At 65.2% G+C, this 16,103-nt stretch carries 5 protein-coding genes; 2 read left to right on the plus strand and 3 right to left on the minus strand.

The annotated features are described in order from the left end of the window. Positions 1-93 precede the first annotated feature (93 nt). Positions 94-1,011 (plus strand): LysR family transcriptional regulator, encoded by a 918-nt coding sequence (locus tag P1K30_RS04160; protein ID WP_275631402.1) that lies wholly within the window; start codon positions 94-96, stop codon positions 1,009-1,011. Positions 1,012-1,077: 66 nt separating this feature from the next. Here the strand turns inward: P1K30_RS04160 and P1K30_RS04165 are convergent, their stop codons facing one another. Together P1K30_RS04165 and P1K30_RS04170 are read right to left on the minus strand one after the other, a co-directional pair. After that, positions 1,078-1,866 (minus strand): alpha/beta fold hydrolase, encoded by a 789-nt coding sequence (locus P1K30_RS04165; protein WP_275631403.1) that lies wholly within the window; start codon positions 1,864-1,866, stop codon positions 1,078-1,080. 1 nt (position 1,867) lies between these two features. Next, a complete protein-coding gene (locus tag P1K30_RS04170) occupies positions 1,868-2,782 on the minus strand; it encodes a DMT family transporter (protein WP_275631404.1) in 915 nt (304 codons plus the stop codon). Between the two features lie 71 nt (positions 2,783-2,853). Here P1K30_RS04170 and P1K30_RS04175 point away from each other — a divergent pair, with 71 nt between their 5' ends. Further along, the gene (locus P1K30_RS04175; RefSeq protein WP_275631405.1) at positions 2,854-3,771 is read left to right on the plus strand and encodes a LysR family transcriptional regulator; all 918 of its coding nucleotides are present in this window, start codon (positions 2,854-2,856) and stop codon (positions 3,769-3,771) included. A gap of 90 nt (positions 3,772-3,861) precedes the next feature. Here the strand turns inward: P1K30_RS04175 and P1K30_RS04180 are convergent, their stop codons facing one another. Next, positions 3,862-15,510, minus strand: coding sequence for an Ig-like domain-containing protein (locus P1K30_RS04180; protein WP_275631406.1), 11,649 nt, complete (start codon positions 15,508-15,510; stop codon positions 3,862-3,864). Positions 15,511-16,103: the final 593 nt, after the last annotated feature.

Below are 16,103 nucleotides of genomic sequence, written 5' to 3' on the forward strand. Positions count from 1 at the left end.
TTCATGCGGCAATATCACCGTTGATTAATAATTGAATGCCGTTGATAACTTCACATTATATTGCCGCAGAATTCGGCAGGAGGCCCGGACGAATTGCTAACATTTCGACAACTGGAGACCTTCCGTGAGGTCATGCGCTCTCGGACGACGCAAGCCGCCGCCGAGGCACTTCGCGTCTCGCAGCCTGCCGTGTCCAACGCAATCCGGCAGATGGAATCGCAGATCGGCTTCGACCTGTTCGACCGGGTCGGCAAGCGGCTTGTCCCCACCCCTGACGCCGAAGAGATCTTCCGCGACAGCGAGGCGATTTTCGAGTTGTACAACGTCTTTGCGCAGCGGTTGGACAGCCGTAAGACCAACTCGATGGGGACGCTGCGGATCGTCTGCACCCCGCCGGTCGCCAACGCGCTGATGCCGCCGGTGATCCGCGATTTCGTGGGCACCCGCCCCGAGGTCCGCATCAATCTCGACTCGCGCCGGATCGACGGGCTGTTCGAGTCGCTGGAAACCCGACGCGCCGACATCGGCTTTGCCCTGAACCCGCCCCAGCGCCCCGGCCTTGTGCGCGAGGAACTGGCGCTGGCGCAGATGGTCTGCGCCTTCCCGCCCGGGCATCCCCTGTCCGAGAAGCTGGCCGTCACCGCCGCCGATCTTGCCAGCTATCCGCTTGTCCTGTTCGAGCCCGCGTCCAAGCTGAACCTGATCCTGCAGGACAGCTTCCTGAACGCCACACTGCGCGAGAACGCGATCGCCGAGGTGCGCTATACCTCGCTGGCCTGCCTGCTCGCCGAGGCCGGGATCGGCCCGACGCTGGTGGATTCCCTGACCGCACACGCCGGGCACCGCTATAAGCTGGAATACCGCCCCCTGTACCCAGCGCAGCGCGTTTCCGTCTGCGCCCTGTACCGCGCTAACGAGCCTGCGAAACGGGTGCAGACCGCGTTCCTTGACGCCGTTCGCGGGTCCGGCGCCTTGGCCGGGATCGACGAGTTCGGCGTGACAGATGGATAACGACGGCGGGTCCAGTGGGTCAGGTTCCGGTGTGGACCCAGCCAGCGGCAGCTTTAGCCGTGCGGTCTAAGCCTTCAGATAGTCATGTAACAGCGCCCCGATAACGGAAGGCTTTTCCATCAAGGCGAGGTGCGGCCCCTCGATCCAGCGCAGGTCGGCGCCTTCGATGGCATCCGCGATGGTTTCCGACGCAGCCGGGTCGACCATCTGGTCGTAACGGTTGGCAAGAACAAGCGTTGGGGCCTTCACCAAGCGAAGGTCGTCGGAAATGTCCACGCGCAGATCTAATTCTGCCTGCCGTGCGACCCCGTGCCAATTGCTGCCGTCGACCATATCGCGGACGATCGCGTCGAGATCCCCCAAGCCGGACAGGAAATCGTGGCTAAACCCGGTCAGGATCATAAGCCGGGCCAGCGCATCGGGATCGGCGCGGGCCAGATGCGCCCAATGCTGGAATTGCAGTCGCGACCGAGGATCGGACCCGGTGACAAAGCCGCCGATCAGGACAAGCTTGCGGACCCGGCCCGGATGACGCGCGGCCAGTCGTGTCGCAACCGCCGCGCCCAGCGAGAAACCAACCAGATCGAAGGTGTCGATGTCGGCGTGGTCCGCCGCGGCGACGATCTGCGCGACAAGCCCATCCAGCGTGAGCGCCTCTGTCGCATCCTGGGTCAGCCCCGACCCCGCATAGTCCGGCCGCAGAACGCGCCTTCCCGGCAGATGCGGCACCATCCCGCCGAAATTCGCCTCTCCATCGCCGCCGGTTCCATGCACGAAGACGACCGGCCTGCCCTCTCCGCTGTCGCGATAGCCGATTTGCGCGCCGTCATGGTGAAACCTCTTTGCGTTAGGCATCCTACTTTACTCCGAAATGTTGGGTCATTGGTGTTCCGGCCCGCCGACCGGGCCGACCGACGAGGATCATCACCAGCCCGGCGGTGAGCAGTATCGCCGAGGCGACCTCGCCGCGTCCGGCCGGTTCGCCTAGCACCACGACGCCAAGGCCCAGTGTCGCCACCGGGATAAGCGCCGGCAGGCTGGCGCCCGCCACCGGCCCCAGCACTTCGGCAGAGCGATTGAACGCGTAGATCGCAACGACACTGACCAGAACGCCCTGAAACCCAGCTTGCACAAGGATGTCCGTCAGGGGCGCCGCGCCAATCTGCTTGGGCAGCGCCACGACATAGACGGGCAGATAGACCACCGCCGATCCCACGGCGACGATGGCTGTGGCGTTCAGGGCTGGAACCGCCGCGCGACGGACGATCAGGGCATATCCGGCCCAAAGGACGCCGGTCGCGATCAGGATCAGGTGGCCCGTCGTCACGGCGCCGCCGGCATGGGTGAACAGGACGATCCCGAAGGCCGTCACGGCAAGCCCGACGCTTCGAGGGCCGCCGACGGCGTCGCCAAGGACGACCCGGCCCAGCACGACCGACACGACGGCCATCACCCCCGGGTTCAGCGCGCCCGCTGCGGCCGCGGGGGCAGTCTTCATCGCTAGGGCGATCAGCAGCACATAGGGCGCCCCGAACGCGACCACCATCGCTCCGCCCCCGGCTGTGCCCAACTTGTCGGTTCCGGCCCCATGCCGCAGGGCGACGGGTGCCAAAATCACCGCCGCCACCCCGAACCGCAGCATGGTCAGGTCATAGGCGTTCAGGCTGGTCGTCACGCCAAGCCGCAGCATCACCAGCGACCCCGACCAGATCGTAATCGCCGTGATCGCCCAACCCAGCCCCGCCAAACTTGTCCGCACCGACATCGACATGCCCTTTCCATCCGATACGACCGCTAGATAAAAGCTGGAGCATGTGCAGAAAAACGATATGATCTGACCCAATGATACAGGATATCGAAACACAGAACGGAGCAGACCGGCCAGAGGCGCCAAACCGGACCCTCAACCTTGACGGGCTGCGCAGCTTCGTGGCGATCTGTGAAACCGGATCGTTCCGGCGCGCGGCGGCGCGGGTTCACAAATCGCCCTCTGCCGTGAGCCTACAGATCGCCAAGCTGGAAGAGGTTCTTGGCGCGCGGCTGCTGGACCGCGACGCGCGCAACCTTGCCTTGACGGCGCAAGGCGAGACGTTGCTGGGACAGGCGCGCCGCCTGCTTGGCCTGAACGACGAGACCTTCGCGCTGTTCCAGACCTCGGCACTGGCTGGCCGCCTTGCCCTGTCCGCCCCGCACGACCTTGGCGTCTCGCTTGTGCCGGGTCTGTTGCGCCGTCTGGCAGAGGCGCACCCGAACCTTCAGGTCGATGTCCGGCTTGGGACAAGCGACAGCGTGCTTAAGGGGATCACCGATGGCGACGTCAATCTGGCCCTATTCAACGATGTCGGGCCACCGGCCATCCCGTCGCGCGCGCTGTTCTCGGAGCCGCTGGAGTGGCTGGTGCTGGACGGCGGACGCGCGGCCGAGCGCACGCCGCTTCCCATCGCGGTGGCAGAGATCGGATGCGCGTGGCGCGATGCGGCGCTGACCGCCCTGCAGACGGCGGACCGCGCCCACCGGGTCGCTTATTCCAGCGACACGTCGATGGGTCAGGTTGCGGCGGTTCGGGCCGATCTTGCCGTTGCAGCGCTGCCCCTGTCGCTGGCGGATCGCGATCTGGTCGCGGCGCCCACCGGCCTTGGCCTGCCGAAGCTGCCCCGCACCACGATCCGCATCGCCGACGATGGCAGCGAACTGGCACGGGCTGTGGTGGCGCTGGTTGCGGCAGACCCGGGCCTAAGATCTCGCGCGGCCGCGCTGTAGGTCCGGCGCACCCGTCGTTCACCGCCCCGCCTTCCAAACGAAAAGGCAGCGGACGTTTCCGCCCGCTGCCCCTGTTTCGATGTGCCGTCGTCAGACGAGGTCGAAGGACGACGTGTCGGCCAGGATCTGGATCTGGTCGCTGTCCAGAGCCGTGTCGAAGATCTCGACATCGGCGATGCGGCCATCGAACGGATCGGTGAAGCCCGGCGCACCAGAGGCCGAGGCCCAGCCCAGACCGCCGATCTGCAGGTATTCCTGGTTGGCGGTCCAGTCCATCTCGAAGCTGGCGTTCGACCCGATCACCTCGCCGTCGACATAGGCAAGAATGCCTTCCGGTCCGAAGGTCACCGCCACCTCGTACTCCTGCCCCGCGACGATGTCGTCGAAGGTCATGATGTACTCGCTGGAGCCATCCTGAACCCGCAGCTTGAGGTCGCCGTTCTCGAGGTACGAGGCAAAGTGATTGCCGCCGCCCGCGTAGCCCGATGCGTCCTTGACCACGAGGCCACCTTTGGCCCCCGGATTGTCAGCCACGAACGAGAAGGCGATGGTGCCCTCGGGGATCGAGAACGCGGTGGAGTGCGCGTACTGGTCGACGTCGCCGAACGAGCCGGAGTAGTTGACCGTCCCGAGCTGTGCAAAGATCGGGTCCGGCACCACCGGCGTTTCGCTCACGTTGACCGACACCGTCGCCGTGTCCTCTCCGCCGGTGCCGTCGGCCACGGTGTAGACGAACTCGTCGACCCCGTTGAACCCGGCGTCCGGCGTGTAGGTGATCGTGTCGTCGGCGTTCAGCACCACGGTGCCGTTCGACGCGGTCCCGACCGACGTGACGTCCAGGCTGTCGCCGTCGACGTCGAAGTCGTTGCCCAGCACATCGACCACGACCGCCTGCTCGGTGAGTGTCGCGGCATCATCGTCCACCGCGACCGGATCGTCCGCCACCGGCGTAACGTCCACGTTGACGACCGAGGTGTCAGACCCGCCGAAGCTGTCCTCGATCCGCAGCGTGAAGCTGTCGGAGCCGAAGAAATCCGCATCCGGCGTATAGAACACCTCGCCCCCGGCGCCGATGACCACGGTGCCGTTGGACGGGCCGCCGACGACCGAGTCGACGAACATCGCATCGCCTTCGGGGTCGATGTCGTTGTTCAGCGGGAACAGGCTGGCGGTTCCGTCCTCGGACACCGTCAGCGTGTCGTCCACCGCGACCGGATCGCCGTTGACCGGGCCGTCCGTGAACAGCTGGTCGATCTGGTTCTGGGTCAGCTCGGCATCGAAGATGCGCCGATCCGTGATGGTGCCTTGGAACGGAGCGTCGAAGCCCGGCTGACCGCTGGCGCTGGCCCAGCCGCGTCCGCCCCACTGGATGTATTCGACGTTCTGCGTCCAATCCATCACCAGCGGCGTGAAGGCGACCTCGGCCCCGTCAAGGAACACGCTGCCGCCGTCCGGCCCGAAGGTCACCGCGACGTCGTATTCCTGTCCGGCGACGATACCGGGGATCGTCAGGGTGCTTTCGCTGGACCCGTCCTGGAAGCGAACCACAAGGTTCGATCCCTCAAGGAACATCGCGAAGTGGTTGCCGCCGCCGACATAGCCGGATGCGTCCTTCACGAACAGGCCCTGCGCCCCGTTGGTGTCCGCCGCCTCGAAGCTGAAGGCGATGGTGCCCTGTTCGATCTCGTAGATCGAGTCGTGGGGCAGTTGGATCACGCCGTTGTTCGCACCGTTGAAGGACTGGTCGCCAGTCTCTTCGTAGATCGGCGCCGGGAAGGACTGGATGTTGACCGTGACCGTCGCGGTGCTGGTGAATTCACCGTCCGTGATGGTGTAGTCGAACGTGTCCTGCCCGGTGGCCCCGGCATCAGGCGTGTAGGTCAGCGTGCCGTTGGCGTTGACGGTCACCGTGCCTTGCGACGGATCGGTCAGGCTGGCGATGCTAAGCGGGTCGCCATCGACGTCCGTGTCGTTGCCGAACACGTCGATGACCACCGGCTGCCCCGTGATGGTCGAGGCGCTGTCGTCGCTGGCGACCGGCGCATCGTTCTCGGGCGTCACGTCGACCGTGACGGTCGAGGTGTCGAAGCCGCCCTGCCCGTCCGTCACCGTGACCTCGAAGCTGTCGGTGCCGTTGAAGTCGGCATCGGGCGTGTAGGTGACGCGGCCGTCTTCCAAGACACGCGCAATCCCGTTCGACGGTCCCGACGCGATGCTGGACGCGATTACCGTATCGCCGTTGGCATCGGTGTCGTTGTCGCCCGGCTGGAACGCGATGAAGCCGTCTTCGGCCACCGTGATGGTGTCATCCACCGCCACCGGCTCTGCATTCGGCTCGGCCGTCACGATGACCTCGACCGTCGCTTCCGAGGTTTCGCCGGACGGATCCTGCACGATGTAGCTGAAGCTGTCGGTTCCGATGAAGCCCGCGTTCGGGGTGTAGGTCACCTTGCCATCCAGGATCACGGTGGTGCCGCTGCTGCCGTCCGTCGCCGACACAAGCGTCAGCGTGTCGCCGTCCGGATCGGTATCGTTGGCAAGGACGTCGATCTCGACCGGCGTACCGACGATCGCGTTCGTCGTATCGTCCGTCGCGGTCGGCCCGTCATTGATCGGGTTCACCGTGACATTGACCGTCGAGGTATCGGTCCCGCCCAGCCCGTCGGTGACCGTCACCGTGAAGCTGTCGGTGCCCGAGAAGTCGGCATCCGGCGTGTAGGTGACCGACCCGTCCGCCTCGAGCACGGCGCTGCCGTTGCTCGGCTGGCCTAGGATACCGGACACCGTCAGGGTGTCGCCGTCGGCGTCGGTGTCATTCGCGACAAGGTCGATGGTGATCGGCGTATCCTCGTCGGTGACGACGGCGTCGTCATTCGCCACCGGATCGGTGTTCGACGCCGAGGACGACCCGGCAAGCGAAGCGATCTTGGCCGCGTCCAGAACGCCGGCGTAGATCTGCTTGTCCGCGATGATGCCTTCGAACGGCGCGTCGAAGCCCGGCTGTCCGCTTTGGCTGCCCCAGCCACGGCCGCCCCACTGGATGTATTCGACGTTCTGCGTCCAATCCATCACCAGCGGGCTGTCGCCCACAAGGTTGCCGTCGACCCACAGTTCCACGCCATCGGGACCGAAGGTGGCCGCGACCTCGTATTCCTGCCCCGCGACGATGCCCGGGAATTCCATGATCGCCGAGGTCGACCCGTCCTGGAAGCGCGCGACCAGCGTGCCGCCGTCAAGGTAAAGGGCAAAGTGGTTGCCGCCGCCCACGAAGTAGCTGGCGTCCTTCACGAACAGGCCCTGCGGGCCGTTGGTGTCCGCCGCGATGAACGAGAAGGCGATGGTGCCCGCCGGGATCTCGTAGATGTCGCTGTGCGGGATCTCTTCCACGTCGCCATTGGTGCCGTTGAACTCGGTCACGCCGGGAACGTCGTAGACCAGTTCGGTATCCTGACGAACCATCAGCGGCGGCGAGGCAAGGCTGATGTTGCCCGTGCCATCGACCGACACGGCGATGATCGAGTTGACCCCGCCGTCCGGCGTGCCGTTGCCGCTGAGCGTCTTCAGCAGCGACAGCGGCACCTGCGCCTGCCCCGAGGCGTCAAGCTGAACGGTGGTCAGGACCTTGCCGCTCATCGCCTCGTTGGAATGGTACGGCAGTTCGGCCTGGGTCACACCGAACGGCGCGTCGCCGCTGGCGATATACAACCGCGTGTCGGCTTGCAGCAGTTCGACCGTGCCGTTGGGCTCGCCCGTCACCAGAACGGTGAAGTCGGACGAGGTCAGCTCGATCTGGTCGCCATACAGCGACGGGACGGTGTCGCCCGACGCATCGACGATGGTCAGCGTCGGCGTCGTAACCGGGTCGTCCGTGGTGATCCGCGCCGCCGATCCGCCCAGCGAGCCGGGTCCGCCGGTCACGACGCTTTCGTCGAACAGGCTGGCCAGCGACACTTCGGTGCTGACCCCGTCGGTGAAGGTGACGGTCACGGTCGAACCGATCAGTTCGTACCCCGAGACAGAGCCCGCGTTGCCGGCCCCCTCGACGCCTTGGATGTTGTTCGGGTCGATGTCCGTCGTGAAGGTGAACTGTTCGCCCGGGTTGAAGTCGGTGAAGTCGATGGTCAGCGTGTCATACCCGCCGTTGCGCGGATCCGAGAACGGATCGGACGACGGATCGGACGGCACCACCAGCCCCGTGACCGCAGCCCCCGAGTTCGGCGTGAACGGAGACGCGGTGGCGTCGCCGCCCGACCCGGTCGGGTCGAACACGATCTCGGGCAGGATCGCGCCCTGCAGGTTGAAGGTCACCGACGCGATCTGCACGCCCGGCGCGCTTTCGTTGGTCAGGATGAAGCTGCTGCCCGCGAAGGTCGACGAGTCCAGCCCGGTGCCCGGGGTGATCTCGACCAGAAGCGATCCGCCCTCGACCTGATCCAGCGGCTCGACGTCCACGGTGAAGCTGCCAAGCTGTTGTTCGGGCATCGCGTTGCCCAGCAGGTCCGCGACCTCGCCGTCGTTCAGGGTGATGGTGTAGGTGCCATTGTCCTCGGGCACCCAGAACCCGCCCGGCGGCGTGATTTCGTAGGTCGCGGTGCGCGGCGCGCCATCGGCGCTGACGTCCACCCCGACCAGCGTGGCTGCGGCGACAAAGCTGCCTCCGGCGCCCGTCACCGTGACGTCGAGGCTGTCCAGCGTCGACACGTCGATGCCGGTTTCGTCGTCGAAGGTGACCTCGAACTGATAAGTGCTTTCCGGCGTCGTGACGTCCGGCGCGACCAGTTCAGCCACCGGAGCGGCCGTGTCCGGCTCGCCCGCGACGACCAGTTCGATCGCCTTGACCGCCGGGTTCTCGACGTCGTGCAGGAAGGACACGTCGACCGTGCCATCGCTGACGAGCGTGTAGGTCACGACCGAGCCGACGTTGAAGCCGCCGCCAAGGCCATAGGGGTCGATGTTGGCCAGTTCCGCCGGGACCGAGCCATCGACGCTGACGTCGAACACGCGGTCGCCGGTCGGATCCCCGCTGCCGTCTGCGTCGAAAAGCCCGGTGTAAAGCTCGGCCACGTAGATGCGCAGCTCGACCTCGGTGCCTTCGGGAACGTCGAAGGAATACGACATTTCACCGTTCAGATCGCCGGTGGTGTCGTACCGCTCGATCCCCATCACCGCATCGGTGATCCCGTACTCCGCGAGACCCGAGATATCGACGGACGCACCGGTCGTGTAGATGTTGTTCGAGCCTTGGTTCACCAGATACGGCGAGTTCTGCGCGTCGGTGTCCGCGGTCCAGTCCGGCCCGCCGTCCGACGCAACCTGGTTCACGCCGCCGGCGTTGACGCGGTACAGCACGTCGCCCGGCTGCGGCGGAACATCCTCGTTCACGGTCAGCGGCACAACCTGCGTGGTCGTGGACGTGCCGTCGCTTGCGGTCACTTCGATCGAATAGGTGCCGTCATCCGGCTCTCCCGTCGTCCACGCGAAGCTGCCGGTGCCGTCACCGTTGTCGGTGAAGCTGTAGCTGGCCGGATCGACGGGCGTTCCGTCGGAGTCGTCGGTCACTTCGACCGACAGCGTGATCGTGTCGCCCTCGGCATCCGTCGCGACGATGGCGAATGTCGCGTCCTCGCCTTCGGTGATCACGATCGCGGGGATCGCGTCGATGGCCGGGGCCGCGTTCTCGCTGTAGGTCAGGTAGACCGGAGCGGACACAGGACCCAGCGGCAGGTCGTCGTTGGCCGGGTCGATGACCGCCGCGACGAAGCCGAGCGGAAGCTGCGCTTCGTTGAACGGAAGGTCGTAGCCCGGCACCTGCGTGAAGTCGAACATCGTGGTGATGTCCTGCACCGTGCCGTCCAGCAGGATGTCGACGGTCTGGAACTCGGCCGCGTTGTTGGCCGGGAAGTCCGACGCCTCTAGCGCGGCAAGCTGGGCGTCCAGCTGGTCGCCGTAGGTGCCGGTGAAGTTGTTCTCGACCGGCTGGATGATGCCCTTGGTCAGGACGATCCGCGCGGTCTGACCCGCTTCGCCCTGAATGGTGACCGTGGGACCGCCGTCGGCGTAGGTGCCAACATCGCCCGCATCAAGGCCGTTGACCTGCAGCGTAACGCCAAGGTCCGGGCTGTCCTGCGAGGCAAGGCCAAGGCTGCCGCCCTGATTGTTCGCCCCCATCAGCTGACCTGTGGCGGTGGTGCCATCCTCGAAAGTGATGGTGAAGGTCGATCCGATCAGTTCGGCGCCCGAGACGCCGCCGATGTCCCAGGAGGGATCGGCGCCGCTGTCGAGCGTGCCCTTTTCGGCCCCGGCAATCGAATTCGGGTCCATGTCGACCGAGAAACCGACCGTGTCGCCCGGTTCGAACCCGCCATTGGTGGCAGTGTCGAAGGTCAGGCGCAGACCCTCGAAGCCGTCGATGCCGCCGGCGCCGATGTAGGCCGCCGAGGTCGGCGCATTGACGCCCGTGCCGCTGTCGCTGTTGATCTCAAGCTGCTTGGCGATGGTGTCGCCGGCCAGCCCGAAGGGGTCGAACACGCTGTCGGGATACAGGGCATCGGTCACGTCGATGTCCAGCTGCACGATCTTCTTGGTGCCGGTGTTGGTCAGCACGAACGAGTCACCGCCGAAGTTCGAAATCTGGACGTCGTTGCTGTCCACCGTGACGGCCAGCGTCGCCGCACCTCCGGTGGGTTGCGGCGCCTCGCGGACGACGATGGCCGACAGCTTGGCGTTGTCGGCGCTGGCCTCCAGCGTGATGTCCAGTTTGTCCAGTTCGTCGAACTGGTCCGGCGAGAACGTGTCCGGCAGCTGGATCACCACCGGCTGATTGATGTCGCCCCCCGTCTCGGCAAGGATGTCGAGGTTGGCGACGACCAGTTGGCCCTCGACGTAGACGTCGAACACCCGGCCGCCGATGGCGGTGCCGTCCTGATAGATCTCGGCGAAGTACAACTCGATGGTGTAGCTGCCGGGATCGACCGGGATCGAGAAGGACAAGGGTTCTGTCCCCGGCGCGCCGCCGAAGCGTTCGGTCTCGTACACGGTGCCGTCGAAGACCGGCTGGTCCGGGGTTCCGCCCAAACCATCCTCGAACACGGTGCCGTTGTCGGCATAGCTGTCCGCTTCGAAGTCGATGCCGTCCTGCGTCAGGGCCGGACCACCGACGTTCACCGCCGCCACGATGGGCGCAATGTCGTCCTCGGTCACGGTGGCGGACGCGGTGGTGCCGTCGATGACCGCCGGGCCGCTGACCACCGAGGTCAGCGTGACGGTGACCGCGTCGTCGCCGTTGTCCAGCGCGTCGTTCGGCACCTGCACGGTGATCTCGCCGTCACCGATGGCAAGCGACTGGGTCAGGCCGGAGGTGACCGTGCCGTTGATGTCGACCGAATACTCGACCTCGACATAGGACGACGGCGGGGTGTCAAAAGTCACCGGGAAGACCAGCGTGGTAAAGCCGGTGTCGCCGGTTTCCTCGACCGTGGCCGAAACCGGGTCGCCGACGCTGACAAGCGAGAACGGCGAGCCGCCGACGGCGACGATCTCGATCCCCTTGATCGCCGGGTTCTCGATCCCGTGCAGGAATTCAAGGTTGATGGTGCCGTCGCTGACCACGGTATGGGTCACCACGGCGGCCTTGTTGAACGCACCGGCCAGCGCGTACTGGTCGATGTCCTGGAAGGCGGACGGAACGGTGCCGTCGACGCTGACGCTGAACACGCGGTCGCCGGTCGGGTCGCCGCTGGCGTCCGTGTCGGCCAGTTCGGCGAAGTTCTCAGCCAGCAGCAGACGGATCTCGACCTCTGTGCCCGCGGGCACGTCGAAGGAATACGCCATCTCGCCCGACGGATCGTCCACGGCATCCCACCGTTCGATCCCGTAGACCGCTTCCGGCGCGCCATAGCCTGCGACGTCGGTCAGGTCGATCGGCCCGGTGGCGACCCCGTCGGACGGGTAATCGTTGTTGGAACCGGGGTTGGTCAGGAAGCTGGAGTTCTCAGAGTCGGTATCGCCGGTCCAGTCCGGGCCGCCGTCGGTGGCCGCCACGGTCGGGCCGCCCGCGTTGACGCGGTACAGGATGACGCCGTCGACCGGGCCATCGTCGTTCAGGATGGTGACCGGCGTCACCGGCGTGGCGATGTAGGACCCTGCCCCGCTGACCGAAACCAGCGCGACTTCGATGTTCTCGCTGAACTCGGCATCTGTGTCGCCGATAATGTCGATGGCGAAGGTGAAATCAGCCGAGTTGCCGGCGATCTCGCCCGACAGGCTGTAGGTGCCGGTCGATTCATTGAACACCGCGCCCGGGACAGTGAAGTCCACCTCGGGCGTCGCGCCGTTGGTGGCGCCGCGGATTTCGAGGTCGAAGAACACCGTTTCGCCGGACGGCACGACCTCGGACGATTGCACGGTCACCGAAACGCCGGTGGTGCCGCTGTCGCCCTCGGCCACCGCCGTGGGCACGACCGAGATGCCGGGCCCGCCGGGCGTGGTGTCCAGCGCCACGATCTCGACCGCGTTGATCAGCGGGTTTTCGGTCACGTGGGAGAAGTCGATGTCGATGGTGCCATCGCTGACATAGCCGATCCACTCGAACATGCCGCCGACCTTGTGGCCGAACTCTGCCACCAGATCGATGTCATCGAGGAACAGCGCCTCTTCGACCGACACGTCGAACACCCGCTGGCCGATCGCGCTGGTGCCGTCAAAGCCGTTGGCCATGAACAGGCGAACCGCATAGTAGCCGTCCGGCAGCGCGCCATCGCCGAATTCCAGCCCGAAGGGCACGCTTGGGTCGGTGCCGTAATATTCGTTGGTATAAAGGTCGAGCGGGGTCGAGTCCGACGGCGCCGACGGATCAAGCCCGTTCTGCGAACCGTTCTGCGTGCTGGGCGCCGAGGCGCCGGTGACGACCGCACCGGACTGGACCCAATCCGGGCCATCGTCGATCGCGCCGACATCGGTATCGCCCGCGTTCCAGCGGTACAGGATCTCGCCCTCGGCATAGGTCAGCGGCGTGCCGGTGATCTCGACGAGGTCCCAGTCGGCGCCGAAGCTGTCGTCGCCCTCTTCCGTAGTGGCCAGCAGGCCGACGAAGGCGCCGGTGGTCTGCGCGCCGTTCTGATAGGTGCCCCGGATCGCGCTGATCACGTCCTGCGGAATGGCGATGGCGGGCGTCTCGACCCACTCGGTATAGGCACCGTCGGTGACATAGCGGGCCCGCGCAATCGCGGTGGCCGAACCCGGCGTCAGGTCAAGGTCGATGGCGATCTGCATGTTCGGGTCGCCCAGCCCCGACACCGGCGCCTCGATCCCAGGAATTTCCACGAACACGCTGGAGTTCGTGTCGTTCTCTTCCACCAGAAGCTCGACCCCGAAGGTCGGCGTCCCATCGACGTCGCGCACGACAACGGCGGCCTGCACGAAGGTCGACTGGTTGCCGGGGCCGACCACAAGGCCGTATTTCTCGCCGCCGTCCCAAGTCTTTCCGTCGTTCAGCGAATAGCCGAAGATGTTCTTGCCTTCCGACAGGATCGAGATCGCGCCCACGTCGTTCTGCACCGCAAAGCCGATGCCCAGCACGTCGCCCTGATCGTTGGCCGCGCCCTCTGCGGACCCGCTGTTGGCCGCGTCGATGCTGACCACGGTCGAGGCGCCGCCAAGGTTCCAGACGCCCGCGTCGTACAGCGCGAACTCTCCCGGAGGCGCGACCTGCACGTCGGTGCCATTGCGCCAGACGGCGTTGATGCCGATGTCACCCGCGATGCTGTTGCCATCCGGGATCGCGCCGGTCGGAGTCGTTTCGGGGTTGTTCAGCTCGAAGTGCCACAGCGCGGTCTCATCCGCGCCGACGCGCACCCCAAGCCCGTTGTCCGGGTCGCCGACGTGGCTGTCGAGCGTGTTGTTGACGCCGTCGAGATCGAGGTCGGTGCTGGGATCGGCGGGCGTGCCGCCGGGCTGGAACACGGTGATGTCGTTCGCGCCATAGGTCGCGGCAAAGATCAGCCCGGCGAAGTCGTCGACCCCGTCGCCGTCGGCGTCGATCAGCACCTCGGACGAGAAACCGTCATCGCCAAGCGCGGTGACGCCCAGCGGCTGCGATCCGAAGCCGCCGATGGTGCCAAGGCTTTCTACGGCGTCTGTGCGGCCGTCGCCGTCGGTGTCGATCGGCTTTTCGAAATACAGGTTTCCGTCAAAGGACGCGGCGATGATTGCGCCGTCCAGCGCGCCGCCGAAGAAGGTCGCCGTATACTCGGCCAGACCGTTGGTGGACGCGTTCACCGTCTTCAGCGAGCCGTCGTTGTTCTGGTTCAGCAGCTGGCTTTCCGGCGAATAGGCCGTGCCGTCCATGACGCTGCTGCCGTCGTAATACGCGGTGGGGTCGGACAAGGAACTGCCCGGGTGCGCCCACAGGTAACCGTTGACCACATCGAAGAAATCGGCCGGCAGCCCGGTGTCCGAGGTCACGTCGACCCAGTTCCCGTCGCCCTGCTCTTCGTAGATGATCAGCAGGCTGGCAAGATACGCGCGCGCCTCGGCCTCGTTCGCGAACAGCTCGACACCATTAGCGATAACAGGATCACTGCTGGTGGCGCCGGTGTAGGTGCCATCGGGGTTGAACGCCGCCTGTATCGCCTCGTGCGCGGCGCGGATCGGGTTGGCGTCGCCGCCATACGGCCCGTAGGCGTCGGTGGTTTCGCCCAGGTAGTGCAGCTGGTCGCCGAAGCCGTCAGAGCCGCCTTCGTTGAACTGGTTGGTCGCAAATTCGCTGGTCCAGTCGTCGACGATCTGGCCATCTTCCTGCGACAGCGGCTGGCCGCCCCAGCCGCCGTTGGGGCCGTTGTCCCACGTAAAGACCTCGTTCTCCTCGGTCACCAGCACGTCGTACTGGTTGCGGAATCCGGGCGAATGCACCGCCAGCGGGTTGTCGACGAAGGTCAGTTCGCCGCCGACGCTGACCAGCACCTGCTCGGTGATCTTCGCCATGTTCAGACCGTTGTGGCCACCCGCGAAATCGGGGTTGCCCTCTTGTCCGAGGGGGCCTTGGTCGATCGAGAAGTTTTCGGGAATTTCGGACGGATCGAGCCCGAGGTCGTTCACCAGATCGACGTTGTCCCGCGTCGGGTCGTCCAGCGTCGGCAGGTCCAGCACGTACAGATCGCCATTGGCGTCGGTACGGATGTCATAGTTCTCCATCTCGGTCAGGTTGACCTTCAGGATCGTGCCAGACAGCGCGTAATCCACCGTGCCGGCAAAGTTGTTGCCCGGCGCGCCCTTGTTGGTGTTGCCGCCCTGCGCGATCCACAGGATTTCGTCCCCGGTGGCCGGGTCGATCGAGATGTCGAGACCGTTGGTCGAGTGGTTTTCTTCCGACCGCGGCAGGCCGCGCAGGATCGCGACGCTGGACAGAACGTTCCCATCCGGGTCGACCACGATCTTGTGGATCTGCCCCGAGTTCGTATCGAGCCCCGAGTCGTTGCCGACCGCGATGCGCCAGTCCGAGGACGACACGTACAGCACGTCGTTGCCGTCGTCGTCCTTGGTCACGACGATGCCGGTCACCTGCCGTTGCTGCGTCGTGTTCAGGGTGCCGTCGTCGTTGTAGTTCTGGATCGTCTGGGGGATCAGGTCGATCAGGGTGGTGTCCGAGACCACGAACTCGTCGGTTCCGTCCCCGTTCGTGTCGTCCTGACGCTCGATCTCGTAGCGGTAGATATTGCCGTCCTGCTGCGTGACATACAGCACCGGCGCTCCGGTTTTGCTTGTGTCCAGCGCCGTGGGGTTATTCGAGGATTCTCCCTGGAGCCCAGTCGTACCAAAGGTGATCGAAGGATTATTGAAAGCCATTTTACACTCCAGGCAAGCAGCCGTAATACTTCGCCGAAGTCAAAGCTTTCGGCGGTAGGTCAAAAACAAGGATCGAAATCGCGGCACGTAGTCGTGCGCGGATCAGCCGTCCGGTATGTCGGAGATTTTCATGCCTCTACCCCCCAGAAGAGCCATTCGATACATCGCAAGCACGGCCCCACGCCGGCTAACGTCATTAAAATACTTGCCTGTCGCCGTTTCCACTTTGGAACCAATGACCTGAAGGTCGTAAGGATCACAAGGCGACTGACATGATCGCAATTCAGTTAAATTTTACGCGTCGTTCTTTAAACCTGTCAACGAAATCACAAATGCATTTCAGATCAGCAAGTTACGCGCGGAAACTTTCAATTATCGCCGCGGGGTCACGCGTTATGATTGCGTTAACCTTTCTGTGATTGCGAATGACGCCGGGGACAGGGAATCACCTAAGGGCGAAAAGCGGTGACTGCCGAAGTGTCTAATCTCTA

It is taken from the genome of Psychromarinibacter halotolerans (genome assembly GCF_029168315.1).
Classification (GTDB): domain Bacteria; phylum Pseudomonadota; class Alphaproteobacteria; order Rhodobacterales; family Rhodobacteraceae; genus Psychromarinibacter; species Psychromarinibacter halotolerans.

Bases quoted from the DNA above. Each gene is read 5' to 3' on its own strand.
- P1K30_RS04165 (WP_275631403.1), bottom strand. From the start codon at position 1,866: ATGCCTAACGCAAAGAGGTTTCACCATGACGGCGCGCAAATCGGCTAT.
- P1K30_RS04170 (WP_275631404.1), bottom strand. From the start codon at position 2,782: ATGTCGATGTCGGTGCGGACAAGTTTGGCGGGGCTGGGTTGGGCGATC.
- P1K30_RS04175 (WP_275631405.1), top strand. From the start codon at position 2,854: ATGATACAGGATATCGAAACACAGAACGGAGCAGACCGGCCAGAGGCG.